Source organism: Mesorhizobium sp. ESP6-5 (assembly GCF_020164695.1).
Classification (GTDB): domain Bacteria; phylum Pseudomonadota; class Alphaproteobacteria; order Rhizobiales; family Rhizobiaceae; genus Mesorhizobium; species Mesorhizobium australicum.
Genome location: NZ_JAIUGR010000003.1, coordinates 268,427 through 291,050, shown reverse-complemented (window position 1 = coordinate 291,050; position 22,624 = coordinate 268,427). Strand labels below are relative to the sequence as shown.

At 64.2% G+C, this 22,624-nt stretch carries 21 protein-coding genes; 17 read left to right on the top strand and 4 right to left on the bottom strand.

Going from position 1 to position 22,624, the window contains the following annotated elements:
- The first annotated feature begins 46 nt into the window (after positions 1–46).
- From LB524_RS06015 to LB524_RS05955, 13 genes are all read left to right on the top strand, one after another.
- On the top strand, positions 47–1,621 hold the full coding sequence (locus tag LB524_RS06015) for a phytoene desaturase family protein (protein WP_224524394.1): 1,575 nt from the start codon (positions 47–49) through the stop codon (positions 1,619–1,621).
- A 112-nt stretch (positions 1,622–1,733) separates the two neighbouring features.
- Positions 1,734–3,263 carry an ABC transporter substrate-binding protein gene (locus tag LB524_RS06010; protein ID WP_140614829.1) on the top strand — a complete coding sequence of 510 codons (1,530 nt, stop codon included), beginning with the start codon at positions 1,734–1,736 and terminating at the stop codon, positions 3,261–3,263.
- Positions 3,264–3,352: 89 nt separating this feature from the next.
- On the top strand, positions 3,353–4,360 hold the full coding sequence (locus tag LB524_RS06005; RefSeq protein WP_140614830.1) for an ABC transporter permease: 1,008 nt from the start codon (positions 3,353–3,355) through the stop codon (positions 4,358–4,360).
- Positions 4,353–5,201 carry an ABC transporter permease gene (locus tag LB524_RS06000; RefSeq protein WP_224524393.1) on the top strand — a complete coding sequence of 283 codons (849 nt, stop codon included), beginning with the start codon at positions 4,353–4,355 and terminating at the stop codon, positions 5,199–5,201. Before LB524_RS06005 ends, LB524_RS06000 begins: the two co-directional genes overlap by 8 nt.
- Positions 5,198–6,076: an ABC transporter ATP-binding protein gene (locus LB524_RS05995; protein ID WP_224524392.1), complete on the top strand. Its 879-nt coding sequence runs from the start codon at positions 5,198–5,200 to the stop codon at positions 6,074–6,076. The genes LB524_RS06000 and LB524_RS05995 overlap by 4 nt, the downstream gene beginning before the upstream one ends.
- Positions 6,069–6,905, top strand: a complete 837-nt coding sequence (locus tag LB524_RS05990) for an ATP-binding cassette domain-containing protein (protein ID WP_224524391.1) — start codon at positions 6,069–6,071, stop codon at positions 6,903–6,905. Before LB524_RS05995 ends, LB524_RS05990 begins: the two co-directional genes overlap by 8 nt.
- Before the next feature lie 78 nt (positions 6,906–6,983).
- Positions 6,984–7,583, top strand: coding sequence for a VOC family protein (locus tag LB524_RS05985; protein WP_224524390.1), 600 nt, complete (start codon positions 6,984–6,986; stop codon positions 7,581–7,583).
- A 142-nt stretch (positions 7,584–7,725) separates the two neighbouring features.
- Positions 7,726–10,020, top strand: a complete 2,295-nt coding sequence (locus tag LB524_RS05980) for a bifunctional salicylyl-CoA 5-hydroxylase/oxidoreductase (RefSeq protein ID WP_224524388.1) — start codon at positions 7,726–7,728, stop codon at positions 10,018–10,020.
- Between the two features lie 370 nt (positions 10,021–10,390).
- The gene (locus LB524_RS05975; protein ID WP_224524386.1) at positions 10,391–11,149 is read left to right on the top strand and encodes an SDR family NAD(P)-dependent oxidoreductase; all 759 of its coding nucleotides are present in this window, start codon (positions 10,391–10,393) and stop codon (positions 11,147–11,149) included.
- A complete protein-coding gene (locus LB524_RS05970; protein WP_140660590.1) occupies positions 11,143–11,613 on the top strand; it encodes a MarR family winged helix-turn-helix transcriptional regulator in 471 nt (156 codons plus the stop codon). The genes LB524_RS05975 and LB524_RS05970 overlap by 7 nt, the downstream gene beginning before the upstream one ends.
- Positions 11,610–12,422, top strand: a complete 813-nt coding sequence (locus LB524_RS05965) for an enoyl-CoA hydratase family protein (protein ID WP_224524384.1) — start codon at positions 11,610–11,612, stop codon at positions 12,420–12,422. The genes LB524_RS05970 and LB524_RS05965 overlap by 4 nt, the downstream gene beginning before the upstream one ends.
- A 207-nt stretch (positions 12,423–12,629) precedes the next feature.
- Positions 12,630–13,778 carry an acyl-CoA dehydrogenase family protein gene (locus tag LB524_RS05960; protein ID WP_224524382.1) on the top strand — a complete coding sequence of 383 codons (1,149 nt, stop codon included), beginning with the start codon at positions 12,630–12,632 and terminating at the stop codon, positions 13,776–13,778.
- Between the two features lie 76 nt (positions 13,779–13,854).
- Entirely contained in the window at positions 13,855–14,250 is a 396-nt protein-coding gene (locus LB524_RS05955; RefSeq protein WP_135916832.1) for a RidA family protein, read from the top strand.
- Positions 14,251–14,492: 242 nt separating this feature from the next.
- On the opposite strand, the gene LB524_RS05950 is transcribed toward LB524_RS05955, so the two are convergent.
- Entirely contained in the window at positions 14,493–15,584 is a 1,092-nt protein-coding gene (locus LB524_RS05950) for an LLM class flavin-dependent oxidoreductase (protein WP_224524380.1), read from the bottom strand.
- A 121-nt stretch (positions 15,585–15,705) separates the two neighbouring features.
- Here LB524_RS05950 and LB524_RS05945 point away from each other — a divergent pair, with 121 nt between their 5' ends.
- The 4 genes from LB524_RS05945 (at position 15,706) to LB524_RS05930 (ending at position 19,844) form a co-directional block, all read left to right on the top strand.
- Complete coding sequence (locus LB524_RS05945) at positions 15,706–16,482, top strand: HpcH/HpaI aldolase family protein (protein WP_224524378.1); 777 nt, start codon at positions 15,706–15,708, stop codon at positions 16,480–16,482.
- Between the two features lie 427 nt (positions 16,483–16,909).
- Positions 16,910–17,707 (top strand): ABC transporter substrate-binding protein, encoded by a 798-nt coding sequence (locus LB524_RS05940; protein ID WP_015314095.1) that lies wholly within the window; start codon positions 16,910–16,912, stop codon positions 17,705–17,707.
- 161 nt (positions 17,708–17,868) lie between these two features.
- Positions 17,869–18,543, top strand: coding sequence for an amino acid ABC transporter permease (locus LB524_RS05935; protein WP_015314096.1), 675 nt, complete (start codon positions 17,869–17,871; stop codon positions 18,541–18,543).
- A gap of 38 nt (positions 18,544–18,581) precedes the next feature.
- Positions 18,582–19,844 (top strand): cysteine desulfurase-like protein, encoded by a 1,263-nt coding sequence (locus tag LB524_RS05930; RefSeq protein WP_224524376.1) that lies wholly within the window; start codon positions 18,582–18,584, stop codon positions 19,842–19,844.
- 232 nt (positions 19,845–20,076) lie between these two features.
- Here LB524_RS05930 and LB524_RS05925 read toward each other — a convergent pair whose 3' ends face one another.
- From LB524_RS05925 to LB524_RS05915, 3 genes are read right to left on the bottom strand one after another with little or no spacing between them, the layout of a single operon-like run.
- Positions 20,077–20,907 carry a dipeptide ABC transporter ATP-binding protein gene (locus tag LB524_RS05925; RefSeq protein WP_127278113.1) on the bottom strand — a complete coding sequence of 277 codons (831 nt, stop codon included), beginning with the start codon at positions 20,905–20,907 and terminating at the stop codon, positions 20,077–20,079.
- Positions 20,904–21,761, bottom strand: a complete 858-nt coding sequence (locus LB524_RS05920; protein WP_015314099.1) for an ABC transporter ATP-binding protein — start codon at positions 21,759–21,761, stop codon at positions 20,904–20,906. The genes LB524_RS05925 and LB524_RS05920 overlap by 4 nt, the downstream gene beginning before the upstream one ends.
- 2 nt (positions 21,762–21,763) lie before the next feature.
- Complete coding sequence (locus LB524_RS05915) at positions 21,764–22,618, bottom strand: ABC transporter permease subunit (protein WP_198030214.1); 855 nt, start codon at positions 22,616–22,618, stop codon at positions 21,764–21,766.
- Positions 22,619–22,624 lie beyond the last annotated feature (6 nt).

Genomic DNA, 22,624 nt, shown 5'->3' with positions numbered 1-22,624 from the left:
ATGCATCTGCAATTATCTTTAAGCATAAAGGAAATGGGAACGGGGCGTGAGCGAGTTCGACGCCATCTTTGTCGGGGCGGGCCACAACACTCTGGCATGCGCCGCGCATCTGGCGCTCAAGGGCTGGAAAACCGGGGTTTTCGAGCGCAATACGACAATCGGTGGAGCCGTCCAGACCCGCGAATTCACGCTTCCGGGCTTCCGCCACGATTTCGGCGCGATGAATCTGAGCCTGTTCGCCGGCTCCGCCTTCCATCGGAAATATGCAAATGAATTGAAAGCGCAGGGGCTGGAATTCGCACCTGTCGCCGACTGTTTCGCCAGCGCCTTTCCGGATGGTCGCTGGTTCGGGGTCAGCAACGACCTGGAAAAGACCGCCGGCCGCATCGCGGCCTTTTCAGCCGCCGATGCCGCGACGTGGCGCAGGCTGGTCGCCGCCTTCCCGGCCGAGGCGGAGCATTTGTTCAAGCTGCTGGGCTCGCCGATGAGCGCCCGGGCGCTTGCAAGCACCGCCTGGAACCTGTGGCGCAAAAAAGGTGTTTCCGGCGCGCTCGACACCGGCCGGCTGCTGCTGTCGTCGCCGCGTGCCTGGCTGGAGGAAAATTTCGAGTCTCCGCACATCAGGGCGACGCTCGCCACCTGGGGCATGCATCTCGACTTCGCGCCCGACATCGCCGGCGGCGCGGTGTTCCCCTATCTGGAATCGATGGCCAACCAGAGTTTTGGCATGGTGCTGGGCAAGGGTGGCGCCGACACGATCATCCGGGCGCTGGCCGGCATTATCACATCGGCCGGCGGCAGGATCGTCACCGGCGCCGATGTCGCCGAGATAACCGTCTCCGGTGGCAAGGCGACCGGTGTGCGGCTTGCTTCCGGCGAGACGCATACGGCCACCAAGGCGGTGATTGCCGGCGTCACGCCCAAGGCGCTGGCCGGCAAGTTGCTGCCGGTCGGTTCGGGCGACGCCGGCTTCGACATGGCGATGCAAAAATTCCGCCATGCGCCGGGCACGATGATGATCCACCTGGCGCTGGACGACCTGCCGGACTGGCGCGCCGGGGCAGAGCTTCGACAGTTCGCCTATGTGCATCTGGCGCCATCGCTCGAGCAGATGTCGCGCACCTATCAGCAGGCGATGGCGGGCGTGCTGCCGGACGAGCCGGTGCTGGTCGTCGGCCAACCGACGGCGGTCGATCCGTCGCGCGCGCCTCAAGGCAAACATGTTCTGTGGGTGCAGGTGCGCATGCTGCCCGCCGAAATCGCGGGCGACGCCTCGGCCAGGATCGCACCAGCGCATTGGGACCAGGTCAAGGAGGCCTATGCCGACCGCGTGCTCGACATCATCGAGACCTACGCACCTAGGCTGCGTGCGAAGATCCTCGGCCGCGCCGTGTTTTCGCCGATCGACCTCGAGCGCGAGAACCCGAACCTCGTCGGCGGCGACCAGGTCTGCGGCAGCCATCATCTGGCGCAGAACTTCTTGTTCCGTCCGGCGCGCGGCTATGCCGGCTGGGACACGCCGATCAGCAATCTGCATCTCACCGGCGCCGCGACATGGCCCGGTGCCGGCACGGGTGCCGCCTCGGGCTTCATGCTCGCGCAACAGCTTGGCGGGAGGTAGGCCAGACGATTTCATGAAGGCGACGAGAGGCAAGCGCTGCTGCCGACGAAGCCCGAACCAATGACCGGACGAAGCCGCGCAAAAGACAAATAAACCAACAAGGGGAACGACCATGACAATCAACAGACGCGAATTACTGGGATACAGTGCCGCGGCACTTGGTGTGGCCGCTGTCGGCCTGCCCAAGATGGCCAATGCCGCCGCCGGCGAGTTGACCATCGCCTATAATGTCAACCTGCCGTCCTGGGACCCGACCACCGGACCGTCGGCCGTCAACCCGACCATCCAGGGCCTCTACCAGTCGGTGTTCGACCAGTTCATCCCGCAGAAGCCGGACCTGTCCTTCGCGCCGGGCCTGCTCACCGAATGGGGCTGGAACGAGGACCGCACCAAGATCATGATGACGGTGCGCGAGGGTGTAACCTGGCATGACGGCTCGCCGTTCACGCCCGAGGACGTGGTCTGGTCGTTGCAGCGGGCGGGCGATGAAAAGACCGGCAACCCGATCCAGTTCGTGTGGAAGAACGTCAACAATTTCAAGATCGACGGCAACAAGATCACGGGCGATGTCGTGCAGTTCGACCCGGTCTATTTCAAATGGATGTCGTTCCTCACCGGCTACATCATGCCGAAGGCCTATTACGAGAAGGTCGGTGCCGAAGGTTTCGAGAAGGCTCCGATCGGAACCGGCCCCTACATGGTCGAGAAGTTCGAACGCAACGCCTTCCTGCGGCTCAAGGCCAATCCGAAATACTGGGGCGGCAAGCCGGCATTCGAGAACGTGACGATCAAATTCGTCACCGACGCGGCGAGCCGTGTCGCCGAGATCGAATCCGGTTCCTCGCAGGTGACGCTCGAAATCCCCTATGAAGAGTACGACCGGCTGATCGCCAAGGACGGGCTTGCCGGGTCGATCAAGAATGTTTCCGATATCGGCATGATCTTCTTCAACGACATCGAAGCGATGCTGGACAAGAACGTGCGCCAGGCAGCCGTCATGGCGGTCGACAAGGAGCTTCTGGTCAAGCGGCTGCTGCGCGGCTACGGCCAGCCGCTCGCCACGCTGGAAACGCCGGAATACGCGGCCTACGATGCCTCGATCAAGGTCGAGCACAATCCGGAAAAGGCCAAGGAGCTGCTGGCGGCTTCAGGCTATTCGCCGGAAAAGCCGGTCAAGTTCACCATCCAGACGACCAAGGGCTTCAAGCCCAAGGACTATGAGATGATCCAGGCGATCGTCGGCATGTGGCGCAAGGTCGGCATCGAGGCGACGATCGAGGTCTACGAGATCGCCAAGCACTACGAACTGCGCGCCGCCGACAAGCTCGCGCCGGCGGCCTTCTACAATTGGGGCAACGCCATTGGCGACCCGACCACGTCGACCGGCTTTGCCATGTATGGGCCGAGCCCGCATTCGGTCTGGGACAGCCAGGACCTGATCGACATGATCAACCCGCTGTGGGGCGAGAAGGACGAGGCTAAGCGCATCGCCGGCTGGAAGGCGGTGGACAAATACATCGCCGAGCAGGCCTATGTGCTGCCGCTGATGCAGTATGCGCAGCCGATCGTGCACGCGAAGGGCGTCAACGTCGTCCAGCACGTGTCCGGCGCGCTGCTGCCGGCCCTGATGACCCCGGCCTGATACCCGCCTGGGCTTGCCGCGCGCCGTCCGTAGCGACGGCGCGCATCTTCTATCGGCATATGAGCCTGCGGGCTCCTGCAAAGATTTACATGCTCCTGCAACGATTCCTGATCCGTCTGCTGACGATGCTGATCACGCTGTTCGGCGTGGCCGTCGTCGTATTCGTGGTCATCCGCGTCGCGCCCGGCGATCCGATCGCCATGATGCTGCCGCCTGGCGCCACCAATGACGACATCGCCCGTCTGCGTGCACTCTATGGGCTCGACAAGACGATCGTACAGCAGTTCTTCATCTGGCTGTCCGGCGTCGTCAAAGGCGATTTCGGCACCTCGATCTCGCTGCGGCAAGACGTGCTTGGCCTCGTCTTCAACCGGCTGCCGGCAACGCTGGAGCTTGCCATCGTCGCGCTCATCATGGCGGTGGCGATCGGCGGCACGACGGCGATCCTGGGCGCGCGCGAGCGCGGCACGGCGGTCGAGGCCGGCATCGACATCGCCAGCGGTGCCGCGCTTTCCATCCCCGATTTTCTCTGGGGCCTGGTGCTGATCCTGCTGTTCGGCGTGCTGGTGCCGATCTTCGACATTTCCGGCCGCGTGTCGCCGCAGCTAGACCTGCCCTTCGTCACCCAGTTCTACTTCTTCGAGAGCCTGCTTCGGCTGCGCTTCGACCTCACCTGGGACCTGCTGAAACACATGCTGATGCCAGCCGTGGCGCTGGCGCTGCCGCTCGCGGCCATCATCGCGCAGCTCCTGAAGCAGTCGCTGAAGGAGGTGCTCGACCTCGACTATGTCGTGCTGGCGCGGGTCAAGGGGTTTTCGGAAACGCAGGTCATCTTGCGCGAGGCGCTGAAGAACGCCGCGCTGCCGACGCTGACGCTCATCGGCGTGCAATTCACCTTCCTTATCGGCGGCACCGTCATCGTCGAGCGGCTGTTCTCCTATGAGGGCCTCGGCAACATGGCGATCGACGCCGTCATCAACCGCGACCTGCCGCTGATCCAGGGCATCGTGCTGGTCTTCGCGCTGCTGTTCGTGCTGATCAACCTCGCCGTCGACATGATGTATGCGCTGCTCAATCCGAGGCTGCGCCATGGATGAGGCACGCATCATCAGGCGCGGATCGAGCCCGAGGCTGTGGCTCGCCGGCGGCTGGCTGCTGCTGGCGCTGCTGGCCGCGATCTTCGCGCCGCTGGTCGCGCCGCAGGATCCGCTGGCGCAGGATTTGATGCTGGAACGTCTGCCGCCGTTCTGGCTCGATGGCGCCGAGCCGGGCTATTGGCTCGGCACCGACAGCCTCGGCCGCGACCTGCTCTCGCGCCTGATCTTCGGCGGCCGCATCGCCTTCATCGTTGCTTTCGCGGCGGCCATCGCCGCCTGCGTGGTGGGCTCCACATTAGGGCTGGTCGCGGGCTATTTCGGCGGCTGGGCGGACCGCATCATCTCGCGCATCGTCGACATCTGGATGGCCTTCCCGCCGGTGCTGTTCGCCATCCTCCTGGTCGCCGTGCTCGGCACCGGCTTGAGCTCCGTCATCCTCGCCATCGCCATCATCGACTGGACGCGTTTCTGCCGGGTCATCCGCGCCGAGGCGATGGGCCAGTCGCGCATGGACTACGTCGAGAATGCCCGTATCGCCGGCTATGGCCGCGTCGGCATCATGCTGCGCGAAGTGCTGCCCAATGTGGTGCCGTCGGTCATGGCGCTGCTGTCGCTGGAGATGGGCATCGCCGTCATCGTCGAGGCGATCCTGTCCTTCGTCAATCTGTCGATCTCGACCGACGACCCGACCTGGGGCGGCATCATCGCCGAGGGCCGGCTGTCGATCCATCAGGCCTGGTGGGTGCTGGTGTTTCCGCTAATCACGCTGATCCTCACCGTGCTGTCATTCAGCCAGTTCGGCGAAGCGCTGAAGACGCGTTTCGATCCGGTGCTGCGATGAGCGCCTGTCTCGAGATAAACAATCTAAGCGCGGTGCTGGCCAACGGCCAGCGCGTGCTACGCTCTGTTTCGCTCTCGGTACAACCCGGTGAAGTGCGCGCGCTTGTCGGCGAAAGCGGCGCCGGCAAGACGATGATCGGCAAGGCGGTGCTTGGTGTGTTGCCGTCGAGCGTGGGCATCGTCGAAGGCTACATGAGACTCGAGGGCGAAGACCTCGGCAAACTCCCGCCAAAAGCGCGGCGCACGCTGATCGGCGCGCGCACGGCGCTGATCCCGCAGGATCCGCTGACCGCACTCAACCCCTCGCGCCGCATCGGCCCCCAGATGACCGACCGTCTGGTGCGCATTCTCGGCTGGAGCGGAGACAAGGCCGATCGGCGTATCCGGCAGTTGCTTGATGAGGTGCAGATCCGCGACCCCGACCGCGTGCTGAAGAGCTATCCGCACGAATTGTCCGGCGGCATGCGCCAACGCGTGCTGATTGCCGCCGCCTTCGCAGCCGAGCCACGGCTGATCGTCGCCGACGAGCCGACCACGGCCCTCGACGTCACCGTGCAGAAGCAGATCCTGCGGCTCATCGCTGCGTTGCAGCGCGAACATGGCACCGCGATCCTGTTCGTCACCCACGATCTCGGCGTCGTCGCCAAGATCAGCCAGAAAGTGTCGGTGCTCTATGCCGGCAAGGTGGTGGAAGAGGCAGAGACCGCGGCGCTTTTCGCGGCACCTCGGCATCCGTACACCCGAGCGCTGATGGCGGCGACGCCGCGCTATACCGATCCATATGCTTCGCTGAAGCCGGTGGACGAGGCGGTACTGGCCGGGCTCGCCGCAGAGATCGCTGCCGCCGACCAGGCCTGGAGGCGTCAGCATGGCTGAGCCGCTGTTCTCCGTGCGCGGGCTGAAGGTCGCCCTGCCCGACATGACGCGCAAGCCGCTGATCGGCCGCGCACCTTTGGCCGAGATTCTGAAAGGTCTGGATTTCGACCTGTCCGGCGGCTCTGTGACGGGCATCGTCGGCGAATCCGGTTCGGGAAAGTCGACGCTTGGCCGTGCGCTGGTGCGGCTGCTGGAGCCGAGCGCCGGCAGCATCCGTTTCGAAGGCCGCGACATCACCCATCTGCCGCAAGCGGAACTGCGGCCACTACGCCGCGACCTGCAGATGATCTTCCAGGATCCGATGTCGTCGCTCAACCCGCGCCGTACCATTGCCAGCATCATCGCCGCGCCGCTCAAGCAAAATGGACTTGGCGACAATCTCAGGGATCGCGTCGCCGAGGCGCTGCAGCGGGTTGGGTTGCCGCAAAGCTTCGCCAGCCGCTATCGCCACGAACTGTCGGGCGGCCAACGCCAGCGCGTCGGCATAGCGCGCGCGCTGGCGCTGTCGCCGAAATTCGTGCTGGCCGACGAGATCGTCTCCGGGCTCGACGTCTCGACGCAGGCCCAGATCCTCATCCTTCTGGAGAGACTGGCGGCGGAGATGGGGCTGACGGTCGCCTTCATCAGTCACGATCTGTCGGTCATCCGGCGGCTGTGCCGGCAGGTCATCGTCATGCGCGAAGGTAGGATCGTCGAAGCGAGCGCGACGGACGCTCTATTCCAGAATCCCCGACAGAACTACACGCGCGACCTGATTTCGGCGATCCCGCTGCCCGAAATCGACGAGGGCTGGCTGGACATTCCTTCCGCTGCCAAGGCTCAGACATGAATGCATACGCACGCCGAAAGCGGGCTCGGACGTGCGGCTGGCTAATGACAAAGCCCCGCCAATGGAGGAGAAACTGACATGAAGATGATAATCCGAAATGCAACGCTCGCGGCCGCTATTCTCGGCAGCGCAGGCATGGCCTCGGCGAGCTCGATCCCCGGCATGCGCGGGCACGACCACACCGGCATCACGGTTCCCGACATGAAGCAGGCGGTCGACTTCTTCACCGAGGTCGTCGGCTGCAAGAAGGCGATGTCGTTCGGCCCGTTCGCCGACGACAAGGGCACCTTCATGCAGGACCTGCTCGGCGTCGATCCGAAGGCTGTCATCGAGCAGGTCACCATGGTGCGTTGCGGCTATGGATCGAACGTCGAGCTGTTCAAATATACCGCGCCCGACCAGAAGGATCTGACACCGAAGAACAGCGACATTGGCGGCTTCCACATCGCCTTCTATGTCGACGATGTCGCCGCGGCCAAGGCCTATCTCGATGGCAAGGGCGTCAAGACCAGGATGGGGCCGCTGCCGGTCAAGGAAGGACCCGCCGCCGGCCAGACCATCCTTTATTTCCAGGCGCCGTGGGGACTGCAACTCGAGGCGATCAGCTATCCCTCGGGCATGGCCTATGAGAAGGATGCCGAGACCGTGCTGTGGAGCCCGAAGAATCCGGAGAAATGATCTCTCGCGGCGCGCTTGCAGGATGTCCCGGCAAGCGCGCCACCCACGCTCGCATAATCATTTCGATATAAAACTTTAAGCTTGAAATATCCTACCTCCGGCGCGATACTGAGGCATAGCAAGCGAAGAGGAGATCGCACGGATGAAGGTTGCGGTTCTCGGCGGCGGACCAGCCGGCCTCTACTTTGCCATTTCGATGAAGCTGAGGGACGCCGCGCACGACGTGACGGTTTTCGAGCGCAATCGCGCCGACGACACGTTCGGCTGGGGCGTGGTCCTGTCGGCCGAGACGCTCGACAATCTTGCTGAGAATGATCCGGTCAGCGCCGTCTGGATCAAGAAGCATTTTGCCTATTGGGACGACATCGCCGTCATCCATGACGGCGTGCGCACGGTCTCGTCGGGGCACGGCTTCTGCGGCATCGGCCGCAAGCGGCTGCTGGTCCTCTTGCAGCGCCGTGCGCGCGAACTCGGCGTCAAGCTGATGTTCGAAACCGACATCGCCGATCCCCGCCCTTATATGGAGACGCATGACCTGGTCGTCGCCGCCGACGGACTGAATTCCAGGGCGCGCAACACGTTCGTCGATATCTTCAAACCCGACATCGACACACGCAAATGCAAATTCGTCTGGCTCGGTACCAACCAGAAATTCGACGACGCCTTCACCTTCATCTTCGAGAAGACCGAGCATGGCTGGGTGTGGGCGCACGCCTATCAGTTCGACAGCGAGACCGCGACCTTCATCGTCGAATGCAGCGAACAGACCTGGGCCGCCTTCGGCTTCGGCGCGATGTCGCAGCAGGAGTCCATCGCGGTGTGCGAGCGCATCTTTGCCAAGCATCTTGGCGGCCACGCGCTGATGACCAACGCCAACCATATCCGTGGCTCGGCCTGGATCAACTTCCCGCGCGTGCTGTGCGAGCGCTGGTCCTACAAGAATCTGGCGCTGATGGGCGACGCGGCGGCCTCGGCGCATTTCTCGATCGGCTCCGGCACCAAACTGGCGCTGGAAAGCGCGGTGGCGCTGGCCGATTATGTCGAGACCGAACAGGACCTCGAGGCCGCCTTCCGTAAATATGAGGACGCCCGCCGCACCGAGGTGCTGAAGCTGCAGTCGGCGGCGCGCAATTCGCTGGAATGGTTCGAGGAGGTCGAGCGCTATCTCGGCCTCGATCCGGTGCAGTTCAACTATTCGCTTTTGACCCGCTCGCAACGCATCAGCCACGAGAATCTGCGGCTGCGCGATGCCGAATGGCTGGGCGGCGCCGAAGAATGGTTCCAGCGCCAGGCGGGTGCCGGTGGCAACAGGCTGCGCCGGGCGCCGATGTTCGCGCCGTTCAAGCTGCGCGACATGCGGCTGCAAAACCGCGTCGTCGTCTCGCCGATGGCGCAGTACAAGGCTGTCGACGGCTGCCCGACTGACTGGCATTTCACGCATTATGCCGAGCGCGCCAAGGGCGGCGCCGGGCTCGTCTATATCGAGATGACCTGCGTCAGCCCGGAAGGGCGCATCACGCCCGGCTGCCCCGGTTTCTACGCGCCCGAGCATGAGGTGGCGTGGAGGCGACTGGTCGACTTCGTCCATACCGAGACCGAAGCGAAGATCTGCGCGCAGATCGGCCATTCCGGCGCCAAGGGTTCGACCCGGCTCGGCTGGGAAGGAACAGACGTGCCGCTGGCATCAGGCAACTGGCCAGTCATGGCGGCATCCGCCGTGGCGTGGTCGCCGCAGAATCAAGTGCCGAAGGCGATGGACCGCCCCGACATGGACAGAGTGCGCGACGAGTTCGTGGCTTCGGCGCAGATGGCCGATCGCTGCGGCTTCGACATGTTGGAGATCCACGCCGCCCATGGCTATCTCCTGTCGTCCTTCATCACGCCGGTCACCAACCGCCGCACGGACGCCTATGGCGGTTCGCTGGAAAACCGCATGCGCTATCCCCTCGAGGTTTTCCACGCGGTGCGCGCCGCCTGGCCGGCGCACAAGCCGATCTCGATGCGTATTTCTGCCAATGACTGGGTCGGCATCGAAGGCGTGACACCCGCCGACGCGGTCGAGATCGCGCGGCTGTTGCATGAGGCCGGCGTCGACATTTGCGACGTCTCGGCAGGACAAACTTCGGTGCTGGCAAAGCCGGTCTATGGCCGCATGTTCCAGACGCCGTTTTCCGACCGCATCCGCAACGAGGTCGGCATGGCGACGATGGCGGTCGGCAACATCTACGAGCCGGACCATGTCAATTCGATCCTGATGGCCGGCCGCGCCGATCTGGTGGCGCTGGCACGGCCGCATCTCGCCGATCCCTACTGGACGCTGCATGCGGCGGTGACGCTCGGCGACCGTGGCGTCAAATGGCCGGATCCCTATCTGCCCGGCCGCGACCAGATCTACCGGCTGGCCGAGCGCGATGCGGCGGCGGGGCTGAAAGTATGAGTGTTTTTCGTTCGCCACGCTGCCCCTCATCCGCCTGCCGGCACCTTTCCGCAGCATGCAGGGGGGCGTCGCGCATGCATGGTCTTGCACTGCGCTGGTCGACCCCCACTCCGTCTCGGCTTCGCCGATCCACCTCTCCCTCGATCGACGGGGGAGAGGAACGGCGCGCCCCCTCTGCCGCCAATGCTCGTCTCATGAGGCTCCCTTCCTTTCCCTCCGGAGGGGGGAAAGGTGGCGTTGCGAAGCAACGACGGATTGGGGGAACCACCTGGCAACCAAGCATCGAGCCAATCGCCAGTCCCAGAATGTCTGTGCATGCCATGGCTTCGATCTGGCGCAAGAGGCAGCGCCGACCTTCCAGGATTGCCACATGATCGCGGGCAAGCACGCACTGGTCACCGGCGGCGGCTCCGGCGTCGGCCGGGCCATCGCGCTCACCTTGGCTAGGGCTGGTGTCGATGTGACCATATGTGGGCGCCGCGAAGCTGAGCTCGCCAAGGTTGCCCGCGAAAACGGTCGCATCCATGGCATTGCCGCAGACGTCACCAATGAGGCGGCGATGGCGGCGCTCTACGCGCAAGCGGAGGCCGCGCGCGGACCGTTCGACATCGTCGTCGCCAATGCCGGCATGGCCGGCAGCACGCCGGCGCACAAGATCCCGCTGGCCGACTGGCAGCGGACGCTCGACGTCAATCTGACCGGCGCCTTCCTGACGGTGAAACCGGCGCTGGCCGGCATGGCCGCGCGCAAGGCAGGCCGCATCGTGTTCATCGCCTCCACGGCAGGTCTGAGGGGCTACGCCTATGTCGCGCCCTACGTCGCGGCCAAGCATGGCGTCGTCGGCCTGATGCGGGCGCTGGCCGCCGAGACGGCGAAATCCGGTGTCACCGTCAACGCCGTGTGCCCAGGCTTCGTCGAGACCGACATGCTGGAGGAGTCCATCCAGCGCATCGTCGAAAAGACCGGCCGCTCGGCAGAACAGGCGCGGGCCAGTCTTGCCTCGACCAATCCGCAAGGCCGTTTCATCCAGCCCCGGGAAATTGCCGAAGCCGTGCTTTGGCTGTGTGGCAACGCGGCGCAATCGATCACCGGACAGGCGATTTCGATCTCGGGAGGTGAAACATGGTAGCCGGCCCCCTGCCCCTGCCATCGGGACCCGGCAAGGACCGGCTGCGCCTGTGGATCAGGCTGCTGCGCGCGTCGCGCACGATCGAGGCCGAACTGCGCGAGCGCCTGAAGAAGGAATTCGACACGACGTTGCCGCGTTTCGACGTCATGGCAGCACTTTACCGCGCGCCGGAAGGCATGCTGATGAGCGACCTGTCGCGCTTCCTGCTGGTGTCCAACGGCAATGTCACCGGTATTGTCGACCGGCTGGTTTCGGAAGGGCTGGTGGCGCGCGCGCGCCGCAATGGCGACCGCCGCACCTCGATGGTCCGGCTGACCGAGGAAGGTACGAAGTCCTTTGCCACCATCGCCGCCGCGCATGAGGGCTGGATCGGCGAATTGCTGGGCAAGGTCAGCGAGGAGGATGCGCGCCGGCTGACCGGCATGCTGACCTCGTTCCGCAGCAACTGGGAGGGACGCGAATGACCGCAATGGCCGGCCTCAAGCCGAAGCATTTCCTGTGGGAGGTCGAGGGCAGGATCGCCAAGGTCCGGCTCGACCGGCCGGAGCGCAAGAACCCGCTGACCTTCGACAGCTATGCCGAGCTGCGCGACACGTTCCGCGATCTCGTCTATGCCGACGACGTCGACGCCGTGGTGTTCCTCTCCAATGGCGGCAATTTCTGCTCCGGCGGCGATGTCCACGACATCATCGGCCCGCTGGTCAAGATGGACATTAAGCAGCTCTTGGCCTTCACCCGCATGACTGGCGATTTCGTCAAGGCGATGCTGAATTGCGGCAAGCCGATCATCGCCGCGGTCGACGGCGTGGCGGTCGGCGCCGGCGCCATCATCGCGATGAGTTCGGATATCCGCATCGCCACGCCGGAAGCCAAGACGGCGTTCCTGTTTACCCGCGTCGGCCTAGCCGGCTGCGACATGGGCGCCTGCGCGATCCTGCCGCGCATCATCGGCCAAGGCCGCGCCGCCGAACTGCTCTACACCGGCCGAACCATGACAGCGACGGAAGGCGAGCGCTGGGGGTTCTATAACAGGCTGGTAGCGGCAGACGTACTTGAGGCCGACGCGCTCGACATGGCCGCCCGCATCGTCTCCGGCCCGACCTTCGCCCACGGCATCACCAAGACGCAGCTCAACCAGGAATGGTCGATGGGTCTCGACCAGGCGATCGAGGCGGAAGCACAGGCGCAGGCGATCTGCATGCAGACGCGCGATTTCGAACGGGCGTATCGGGCTTTCGTGGCCAAGGAAAAGCCGGTGTTCGAGGGGAATTGAGGATGGCTTGTTGCGTAGGCACCCCCCTCTGGCCTGCCGGCCATCTCCCCCGCAAGGGGGGAGATCAGATGTCACTCTGGCTTTCGCCAATTACCAGCTCTGAGGAAGGGGCGGCATCGGTGAAACCGCTAATCTCCCCCCTTGCGGGGGAGATTAGCGGCAGGCCAGAGGGGGGTGTGACGGAACGAGGCGTAACGGGAGATATCCATGCCTGACCGCTCCTTCCTCAGCTGGCCCTTCTTCGAAAGCCGCCATCGCGAACTCGCCGGGGACCTGGACGCCTGGTGCGCGAAAAACCTACCGGTCGACCACCATGACGTCGACGCCGCCTGCCGCGAGCTGGTCGCGAAACTGGGCAGGGACGGCTGGCTGAAGCCGACGGCGCTCGATACGGACAACCCCGCACCACTCGACGTGCGCGCCCTGTGCATCACGCGCGAGACGCTGGCCCGCCACGATGGCCTCGCCGATTTCGCTTTCGCCATGCAAGGTCTCGGCACCGGCGCGCTCAGCCTGTTCGGCACGTCGGAGCAGCAGCAATGGCTTGCGAGGACACGCGCTGGCAAGGCGATATCAGCCTTCGCCCTATCGGAACCGCGTTCGGGATCTGATGTCGCCAACATGGAGATGGCGGCGACCCGTGACGGCGACAGCTATGTTCTCACGGGCGAAAAAACCTGGATATCGAATGGCGGCATTGCGGACATCTATGTCGTCTTCGCCTGCACCGGCGAGGCGCCCGGAGCCAAGGGGCTCTCTGCCTTCCTGGTGCCGGGCGATGCAAAGGGGCTCGGTATCGCCGAACGCCTGGAAGTGATCGCGCCGCATCCACTGGCGCGCTTGTCTTTCGACGGGGTGCGGTTGCCGACCTCGGCGCTGATCGGCAAGCCGGGCGACGGTTTTCGCATCGCCATGTCGGTGCTCGACGTGTTCCGCTCGACCGTCGGCGCGGCGGCGCTCGGCTTTGCCCGACGCGCGCTCGATGAAAGCATCAAGCGGGTGGCCGAACGCAAATTGTTCGGCGCGCCGATGGCCGAGTTGCAGATGGTGCAGGGCCATGTCGCCGACATGGCGCTCGACGTCGATGCCGCGGCGCTTCTGGTCTATCGCGCCGCCTGGACCAAGGACATGGGCGCTGCGCGGGTGACGCGCGAGGCGGCGATGGCCAAACTGTTCGCCACCGACAAGGCGCAGGAGGTGATCGACAAAGCGGTGCAGCTGCATGGCGGCGATGGTGTCCGCAAGGGCCATATCGTCGAGAGCCTGTATCGCGAGATCCGCGCGCTGCGAATCTACGAGGGCGCATCGGACGTGCAGAAGGTTGTGATCGCACGGCAAGTAATGGGCGCGGCCTGAACAGGTCGTGACCACGGACTGAAATGTTTTCGAGACGGATATTGCGGACCCGATATTGGACAGGCGGAGAGACGACATGCACGAGATCCTGCAGCCGGAAGGCTGGGCAAAACCGGTCGGCTACGCCAACGGCGTGGCCGCGCGCGGCAGGCTCGTCTTCGTGGGCGGACAGGTCGGCTGGAACGGGCAATGCCAGTTCGAGACCGACGATTTCGCCGGCCAGGTGCGGCAGACGCTTCAGAACATCGTCGCGGTGCTGGCCGAGGCCGGCGCGGAGCCACGGCACATCACCTCGATGACCTGGTATTTTACCGACAAGGCCGAATATCTCGGCAACCTCAAGGGGATCGGCGAGGCCTATCGCGAGGTGATCGGCCGGCATTTTCCAGCGATGGCCGCCATGCAGGTGGTGGCGCTGGTCGAGGACCGCGCCAAGGTGGAGATCCAGGCGACCGCCGTTATTCCGGAATAAACGCCCATCGCTTCGTCATCCTGGGGCGAAGCAAGGAGCGCAGCGACGCGGCGCAGACCCCAGGATCCATGCCGTGAAATCAAAGCGTTGCAGCGGTCCGGAATTCTGCTCCGCCGCACTCCGTGGCTAAGATCGCGGCATGGATCCCAGGGTCTCCGCGACGGAGCTTCGCTCCTGCTCCGCCCAGGGATGACGACGTTGAAATCCTGGCTAGGCCACCGATCATCCCCTTGGCATCGCTGCTACCCGCGAAGCCCGGCCTGCCTGAGCAACGGCAGTGCGTGGTCGCAGAAATAGGGCAATTCCCTGGTGTAGTTGACGAAGGACAGGGCGATGCCTTGATAGCCGTGCTCCGCAATGGCGGCCATTTCGGCGACGATCGTCTGCGGCGTTCCAACCAGCGGATAGGTGCCGGCGCCGCCGGCGAAACGCTGCCGGTAGCGGTCATAGGCATGCGGGTCGTGCGACTGCGAGAATTCCTTCTTGCCGGCCATATGCGCATCGACCGCCTCGTGATCGGCCAGATCGACGGCATATCTGTTGTAATAGGCCTGCGCCTCTTCCATGGTCGGACGGCAGACGACATGGGCCACGGTGTAGACGCCGACCTGCCGGCCAACCTTGTCGGCTCGCTCGCTGATGTCGGCGACATGCTTGCCGGCATCGGCCATCTCGGAAAAGGTCGTGAACAGGTAGTCGCAATGGGCCGCGGCGAAATCGCGGCCGGGGCCGCCGAAAGCGGCGTTCATGGTCACGGGGCGCGGAACCTGCAGGCTGGCCGGCCGGCTGACCGCCTCCTTGAGGTGATAATAGGTGCCTTCGTAGTCCAGCGGCTCCGCCGATGCATAGAGCTTCTCGAGGATCTCGATCCATTCGGCCGCCTGGTCGTAGCCCTTCTCGACCAGCGGCGTGCCGAACATGCCGAATTCCTTCGGGTTCCAGCCGCAGACGATGTTCAGGCCGGCCCGGCCTTGGCTGATGTGATCGACCGTCGCCAGCGCCTTGGCGGCATAGAGCGGATGCACCAGCGGCACGTGCACGGTCATGAACAGGCCGATCCGGTCGGTGGCCATGCTGAGTGCCGCCGCCCAGGTGAAGGTCTCGAAGGACCGCTCGCGCACCTTGTTGCGGCCGCCAAAGCCACGCCAGCGCGCGATCGGCAACATGAACTCCAGCCCGGCGCGATCGGCGATCCGGGCGGCCGTTAGATTGTCCTGCCAGCTCGCCGTCCAGCGTTCCGGCACATCCGATATGGCAAGGCCGCCATCGGCGTTGGTCGAGAAAACGCCAAGCTTCAGTTTGTTGGAGCCGTGCAGCGGATGTGCTTTGTTCATGTCGCGACCTCCCGGCGAAGATCGCACGCTACGGCTCCGCGAAAATATTTCAAGCATGAAATAGCTTCGCCCTGCGCCTGTTTGCCGATATGAATTTGGCGGGATGAGAAAAGGACTAGGCATGAGCGAGTTCCGCCAGAATTGCATCGGCAAGGCCAACCTCGTCGGCTCCTTCGCTGCCATTCCTCACCCCGTCGCGGTTGAAGTGATGGCGCTGTCCGGCCTCGACTTCCTCTGCATCGACTGGGAGCATGCCCAGATTCCGCGCGACATCATCGAGACCATGGTGCGCGCCGCCGATGTCCACCGCGTGCCGGCGATGGTGCGCGTTCCCGGCCACGCGCCCGAAGCCATCCAGGCGGCGCTGGACAGCGGCGCGCAAGGCGTGCTGGTGCCACGCGTCTCGACATCCGCACAGGCGGCAATGGCCGTGAAAGCATCCCGCTATCCGCCACGGGGCGAGCGCGGCGTCGGACCAGGCCGCGCGGCCGGTTATGGCTATCGCATTCCCGAATATCTGGCCGGCGCCAATGACCGGATCGTCGTGGCGGTCCAGGTCGAGACTTCAGAGGGATTGGCCAACATCGAGGCGATCGCTGATGTCGACGGCGTCGACGTGATCTTCGTCGGGCCCGGCGATCTCTCCGTGTCGATCGATGCGATCGGACCGAAGGGCGCCGACAAGCTCACGGACGCGATCCGCAGGATCATCGGCGTGGCGATCGCGCACGACAAGACCTCCGGCATATTCTGCGGCAGCCCGCAGGCCATCGGCCAATGGGCGGCAATCGGCGTCAGCTTCTTCGTCCTGGCCAGCGACACGATGTACCTGGGTGCGGGCGCCGCGGCCAATTATGCCGCCGCCCGGGCCGAACTGGCGCGGGAGGACCCGCGCTAGCGCCCGGTTGCGCAAGCGATCAAGCCAGGAAACTTTTTAAGCTTAAAACTTTTGCCTTGAAAAGCGCCGCGCTTTGGATAAGCATTCAGGATGGATGGCGACTGTCGGCCTGGAGGGCTTTACGGGCAGTCATCATGGTGCTCCGGGTGGGAGGGGTTTCAGTCCTTGTCGTTTGTGCAGCCCCAATCATCGACCAGGGCGCGCTACGCTTTCGATGGTGCGCGCGCTCAGCTCCACGACCTGCGTACCGAGACCATCGCCAACCTTTCGCGCGTGAATGCGTATGCGACCGCGACAAAATCGCGGCTGCGCTCGAGCGCATGGCCGCCATCATGAATTGACGCCCCGCTGGGAGGCGGGACGGCAAGAACCGTGCGGGCCAGCCCGCCCGATCAACAACCAGAGGGAACACCCCAGAGGACCACCAATGAAGCTCAACCGTCGCAATCTCATCCTTGTCGCCGCGGCAATCGGCATCGCGGCCGGACCGGCAACCGCCTATGCCGCCGATGTGCTCAATGTCGGCGCCTACCCGACCAATCCGCCCTTTGAATACAAGAACGAGAGCGGCACGTTCGAGGGTTTCGAAGTCGACATCGTCAACGAGGCGGCCAAGCGCGCCGGCATGACCACCGACATCGCCGATCTCGGCTTTCAGGCACTGTTCGCCGCGACCACTTCGAAGCGCATCGACGTCGCCATCTCCTCGATCACGATCACACCGGAGCGGCTGAAGTCGCAGTCGTTCACCCAGCCCTATTATGATTCCGACATGGGTATCGCGACCAAGACCGACAGCGCGGTCAACGCCGAGGCGGACCTCAAGGGCAAGATCGTCGGCGTGCTCTCGGGCTCGACCGGCGAGACCTGGGTCAAGGCGCATCAGGAAGCCGACGGCTTCAGCGATGTGAAGGGCTATGACACGCAGCAGAACCTTTTGCTCGACCTCAGCGCCGGCCGTGTCGACGCCGCCGTCAGCGACATTCCCGGCATGGAATATTCCTTCACCAAGATGAAGGACCTGAAGGTCAAGCAGCGCATCAAGACCGGCGAGCAGTACGGCCTGATGATGACCAAGGATCATCCGCTGCTCGGCAAACTCAACGACGCGCTGACGGCGATGAAGAAGGACGGCACGTTGGCCGCGATCCACAAGAAGTGGTTCGGCAGCGACGCCCCTGCCGATTCCTCGACCGTCAAGGAAATGCCTATGCCCAAGGCCTGAGCGGCGGCCAGACGGAATGCGTGCCGGCCCCAAAGGGGTCGGCACGTCCCGTTTTTCACGCATGACTTTCCCGGGACCAGCATCCGTTCGGCATAGCCGATCTCGATGTTCCGGGTCGGGCTCTGGCGTCAGATGACGCAACACCGTTCGGGAATGCCCTGATGTCGCTGATCGACACTTTCTTCAACGCCGACGTCATCGCGTCGAGCCTGCCGGCGTTGCTGCGCGGCTTCCTGAACACGCTGCTGCTCGGTCTGCTCAGCATCGGCATCGGCATTCCCATTGGCCTGGTGATCAGCCTGTTGCGGCTCTATGCGCCGAAGCCGCTGCGCTGGCTGGCGGTCGGTTACACCGACATCTTCCGCGCCTTGCCGGTCCTGGTCGTGCTGATCCTGATCTATTATGCGCTGCCTTTCCTCGGCATACGTCTATCGTCCTGGGCGTCGGCGGTGACCGCGTTCGCCATTATCATGTCGGCCTATTCGGCGGAGGTGTTCCGTTCCGGCATAGAGAGCATTCCGCGCGGCCAGTTCGAGGCGGCGCAGGCGCTTGGCCTGCCGTTCCTTTTGACCTTGCGCAAGGTGGTGCTGCCGCAGGCGGTGCGCGTCGTCATCCCGCCGATGACCAGCAACTGCGTCTCGATGTTCAAGGACACGTCGCTGGCCTCCACCGTGGCGCTGCCGGAATTGCTCAAGGAAGCGACCAATGCACAGTCGCTCTACGCCAATCCCTCGCCGCTGATCGGCGCGGCGCTGGTCTATCTCATCTTCCTTTGGCCGATGGTTCGTCTCGTCAGCCTGCTTGAAGCCCGCTTCAAGACCGAGAAGACCCGCTGACCACTCACCACCCCGCAAGCACTTCGCAGGAGATATCCTTGAGCAATCCCCAGGCCACCGGCGGCTTTCCCGTCGACACCATCCGCGCCATGTTTCCCGCCCTGCAGCGGGCTGGCGATTTCATCTTCATGGACAACGCCGCCGGGGCGCAGATTCCGCAGAGCGTGCTCGACGCGGTGACCAACCATCTGGTCTCGCACAATGTGCAGCGCGGCGGCCGCTATGGCCGCAGCGTCGCCGTCGACCAGTCGGTCGCCGATGCGCGGACAAGCGTCGCACTGTTGATCAATGCTTACAGCCCGGCGGAAATCTGCTTCGGCATGAACGCCACCTCCTTCATCCGCCTGGTCAGCCTCGGCATCGGCCAGATGCTTGGAGAACGCGACGAGATCGTCATCACCGACATGGACCACGACGCCAACATCGCCACCTGGCTGGCGCTGGAATCGGCCGGCGCCAAATTCAAGTGGTGGCGCATGCGTGAGGATGGCAATCTGCATGTCGACGATCTCAAGCCGCTGGTTTCGGACCGCACTCGGCTGGTCGCCTGCACGGTGACGGCGCACTCGATCGGTTCGATCGTCGATGTCGCGTCGGTGGCGCAAATCGCCCACGCCGCCGGCGCCGAAGTGTTCCTCGACTGCGTGCATTACGGGCCGCATGGGCTGATCGACGTGCAGGCCTGGGGCTGCGATTATCTCGTCTGCTCCGGCTACAAGAATTTCTCGCCGCATATGGGCTTCCTGTGGGGCCGCTTCGAGACGCTGAAGCGGCTGCCGACCTTCCGCGAGGATTTCATTCCGGACGAGCCGCCATACAAGGTCGAGGCGGGCACCTTCATCTACGAGAACGTGTCGGGCATGGATGCCGCCGTGCAGTATCTGGAACTGATCGGCCGCAATCTGGCGCCCTCCAACAACCGCTCGCGACGCGAAAACATCGTCGCCGGCATGGGCGCTATCCGCGATTATGAGCTGGTGCTGGCGCGCGAGATGATGGGCGTACTGAAGGATTGCGGCGCGACCATCTACGGGGTCGCCGACGAGGCGCGCATCAACGAGCGCGTGCCGACCTTCTGCTTCAATATCGGCAAGCTGTCGCCGCAGCGGATCGTCGAGGAAATGGCCGAGATGCAGATCGGCATCCGCGACGGCCACATGTACGCGCCGCGGCTGATGAAGCGCCTCGACCTGTCGATGGACAGCGGCGCCATCCGCGCCTCGCTGGTCCACTACAATACGGTCGAGGAGGTGCAAAAGTTCGGCGAGGCTTTGCGGGCTATTATCGCCAAGCTGTCGTAAGCCGTCCGGGCTCTTCGCAAGGGGGCCACTTCTGGGTAGTCATCCTCGGGCGAAGCAAGGAGCGAAGCGACGCGGCGCAGACCCGAGGATCGATGCCGCGACATGCGAGCGCCGCTTACGGTGCAGAATTCTGCCCCGCTGCATTCTTCGGCTGAGGTAACGGCATGGATCCTAGGGTCTGCGCGACGCTTCGCATCGCTCCGCCCTAGGATGACGACCTCCGGAAGCGACTTTAGGCCGCCTTCTTCTTCGCCAGCCTCGCCTTGATGCTGGCAACGTCGGCGCGCGGTGTCGCGGCGAACAGCGTCCTGGTGTAGCTGTGCTTGGGGTCGGAGAAGACCTCGTCGCGCGAGCCATATTCGACCGCCTCGCCGAAATACATCACCATCACATCGTCGGCGATGTAGCGCACCACCGACAAATCGTGGCTGATGAAGACATAGGTCAGCTGGAATTCGTCCTGCAGGTCGGCGAGCAGGTTGAGCACCTGCGCCTGCACCGAGAGATCGAGCGCCGAAACCGGCTCGTCGAGCACCAGCAGGCTGGGGTTGAGCATCAGCGCACGGGCAATGGCGATGCGCTGGCGCTGGCCGCCCGAGAACATGTGCGGGTAGCGGTTATAGTGCTCGTGACCGAGGCCGACCTTCTTCAGCATCTTCATGGCGAGGTCACGCCGTTCGGCGGCTGGCTTGTCGGTGTTGATGAGCAGCGGCTCGCCCAGCACATCGCCGATCTTCTGGCGGGGATTGAGCGATCCGTAAGGGTTCTGGAAGACGATCTGCACCTTGCGGCGCATCTCCTTCGTCAATCCGCCTTTGGCGATATCGACCTTGTTGCCGTCGATGAACAACTCGCCCGACGTCGCGGGATCGATCAAGGTGATGATGCGGGCGAGCGTGGACTTGCCGCAGCCGCTTTCGCCGACGATGGCCAGCGTCTTGCCCTTGTCCACCGTGAAGGAGACGCCCTTGACGGCATGCACGGTGCGCGGCCCAGTGAACAGGCCGCCGCCGATATGGTAGTCGCGAACGATGTTCTTGCCTTCGAGGACCGTGGTGCTCATGCCGAAGCTCCCGCTGCCGAAGGGGCAGGCTCGAACAGCATGTCGGACACAGTCGGCAGCCGGTCGCCGACGGCGTTTTCCGGCAGCGCCGACAGCAGCGCGCGCGTGTAATTGCTTTTCGGCGATTCAAACAGCGACAGCACGTCGGCCTCCTCCATCTTGCGGCCCTTGTACTGGACGATGACGCGGTCGGCGGTCTCGGCCACCACGCCCATATTGTGGGTGATCATGATCAGGCCCATGCCGTATTTGGCCTGCAGCGAGACTAGGAGATCGAGGATCTGCTTCTGGATGGTGACGTCGAGCGCGGTGGTCGGCTCGTCGGCGATCAAGAGCTTCGGATTGCAGGCGATGGCAATCGCGATCATGACGCGCTGGCACTGGCCGCCCGACATCTGGTGCGGAAACGAGCTCAGCCGTTCTTCCGGATCGGCGATGCCGACCAGCTTCATCAACTCGATGGCGCGCGCGCGGCGCTGGGCGCGATCCATGCCCATGTGAAAGCGCAACACTTCCTCGATCTGGAAGCCGACGGTGAAGCATGGATTGAGGCTGGCGATCGGCTCCTGGAAGATCATCGAGATGTCCTTGCCGACGATCTTGCGGCGTTCGGACGGGCTGAGCTTCAACAGGTCGACGCCATCGAAAGCCATGCGGTCGGCCTTGACCGTCGCGGTGTTGGGCAACAGCCCCATCACCGCCAGCATCGAGACCGACTTGCCGGAGCCGGACTCGCCGACGATCGCCAGCACCTCGCGCGGTTCGACCGAAAGGTCGATGCCTTGCACGGCCATGAACGGTCCGGCGGCGGTGTCAAAGGAAACGGTGAGATTCTTGATCTCGAGCAGGGACATGCTCACGACCTCTTCAGCTTGGGGTCGAGCGCGTCGCGCAGGCCGTCGCCGATCAGGTTGATGGCAAAGACGGTGATCAGGATGGCGAGGCCGGGAAAGGTCACCACCCACCAGGCGCGCAGGATGAACTCGCGTGCTTCGGCAAGCATGGTGCCCCATTCCGGCGTCGGCGGCTGCGCGCCCATGCCGAGGAAGCCGAGGGCGGCCGCCTCGAGGATGGCGTTGGAGAAGGACAGCGTCGCCTGCACGATCAGCGGAGCGATGCAGTTGGGCAGGATGGTGACCAGCATCAGCCTGAGATGGCTGGCCCCGGCGACCTTGGCCGAGACTACATATTCGCGGGTCTTCTCCGCCATCACGGCGGCGCGGGTGAGCCGGGCGAAGTGCGGCTGCAGCACGAAGGCGATGGCGATCATGGCATTGACGAGGCCAGGGCCGAGCACCGCGACCAGCACCAAGGCCAGCAGCAACGACGGGAAAGCCAGGATGATGTCCATGATGCGCATGATCAGCGTGTCGACCCAGCCACGGCAGTAGCCGGCGAGCAGGCCGAGGACGACGCCGGAGATCAGTGCCGTGGTGACGACGACGAAGCCGATGGCGAGCGAGAATCGCGAGCCGTAGATCAGGCGCGAAAGCATATCGCGGCCGACGGCGTCGGTGCCGAGCAGGAATTGCGCGTTGCCGCCCGCCTGCCAGGCCGGCGGCGTCAGGAAGAAGTCACGGAACTGGTCATCAGGCGAATGCGGGGCGAGCAACGGCGCGAAGATGGCGATCAGGATCAGCAGGGCGAAGACGAAGAGGCCGATCACCGCGCCCTTGTTGATCGAGAAATAGTGCCAGAATTCGGCGAACATCTGCAG

Coding starts and splice junctions, on each gene's coding strand:
- LB524_RS06010 (WP_140614829.1), top strand. CDS start 1,734: ATGACAATCAACAGACGCGAATTACTGGGATACAGTGCCGCGGCACTT.
- LB524_RS06005 (WP_140614830.1), top strand. CDS start 3,353: ATGCTCCTGCAACGATTCCTGATCCGTCTGCTGACGATGCTGATCACG.
- LB524_RS06000 (WP_224524393.1), top strand. CDS start 4,353: ATGGATGAGGCACGCATCATCAGGCGCGGATCGAGCCCGAGGCTGTGG.
- LB524_RS05995 (WP_224524392.1), top strand. CDS start 5,198: ATGAGCGCCTGTCTCGAGATAAACAATCTAAGCGCGGTGCTGGCCAAC.
- LB524_RS05990 (WP_224524391.1), top strand. CDS start 6,069: ATGGCTGAGCCGCTGTTCTCCGTGCGCGGGCTGAAGGTCGCCCTGCCC.
- LB524_RS05985 (WP_224524390.1), top strand. CDS start 6,984: ATGAAGATGATAATCCGAAATGCAACGCTCGCGGCCGCTATTCTCGGC.
- LB524_RS05980 (WP_224524388.1), top strand. CDS start 7,726: ATGAAGGTTGCGGTTCTCGGCGGCGGACCAGCCGGCCTCTACTTTGCC.
- LB524_RS05975 (WP_224524386.1), top strand. CDS start 10,391: ATGATCGCGGGCAAGCACGCACTGGTCACCGGCGGCGGCTCCGGCGTC.
- LB524_RS05970 (WP_140660590.1), top strand. CDS start 11,143: ATGGTAGCCGGCCCCCTGCCCCTGCCATCGGGACCCGGCAAGGACCGG.
- LB524_RS05965 (WP_224524384.1), top strand. CDS start 11,610: ATGACCGCAATGGCCGGCCTCAAGCCGAAGCATTTCCTGTGGGAGGTC.
- LB524_RS05960 (WP_224524382.1), top strand. CDS start 12,630: ATGCCTGACCGCTCCTTCCTCAGCTGGCCCTTCTTCGAAAGCCGCCAT.
- LB524_RS05955 (WP_135916832.1), top strand. CDS start 13,855: ATGCACGAGATCCTGCAGCCGGAAGGCTGGGCAAAACCGGTCGGCTAC.
- LB524_RS05950 (WP_224524380.1), bottom strand. CDS start 15,584: ATGAACAAAGCACATCCGCTGCACGGCTCCAACAAACTGAAGCTTGGC.
- LB524_RS05945 (WP_224524378.1), top strand. CDS start 15,706: ATGAGCGAGTTCCGCCAGAATTGCATCGGCAAGGCCAACCTCGTCGGC.
- LB524_RS05940 (WP_015314095.1), top strand. CDS start 16,910: ATGAAGCTCAACCGTCGCAATCTCATCCTTGTCGCCGCGGCAATCGGC.
- LB524_RS05935 (WP_015314096.1), top strand. CDS start 17,869: ATGTCGCTGATCGACACTTTCTTCAACGCCGACGTCATCGCGTCGAGC.
- LB524_RS05925 (WP_127278113.1), bottom strand. CDS start 20,907: ATGAGCACCACGGTCCTCGAAGGCAAGAACATCGTTCGCGACTACCAT.
- LB524_RS05920 (WP_015314099.1), bottom strand. CDS start 21,761: ATGTCCCTGCTCGAGATCAAGAATCTCACCGTTTCCTTTGACACCGCC.
- LB524_RS05915 (WP_198030214.1), bottom strand. CDS start 22,618: ATGTTCGCCGAATTCTGGCACTATTTCTCGATCAACAAGGGCGCGGTG.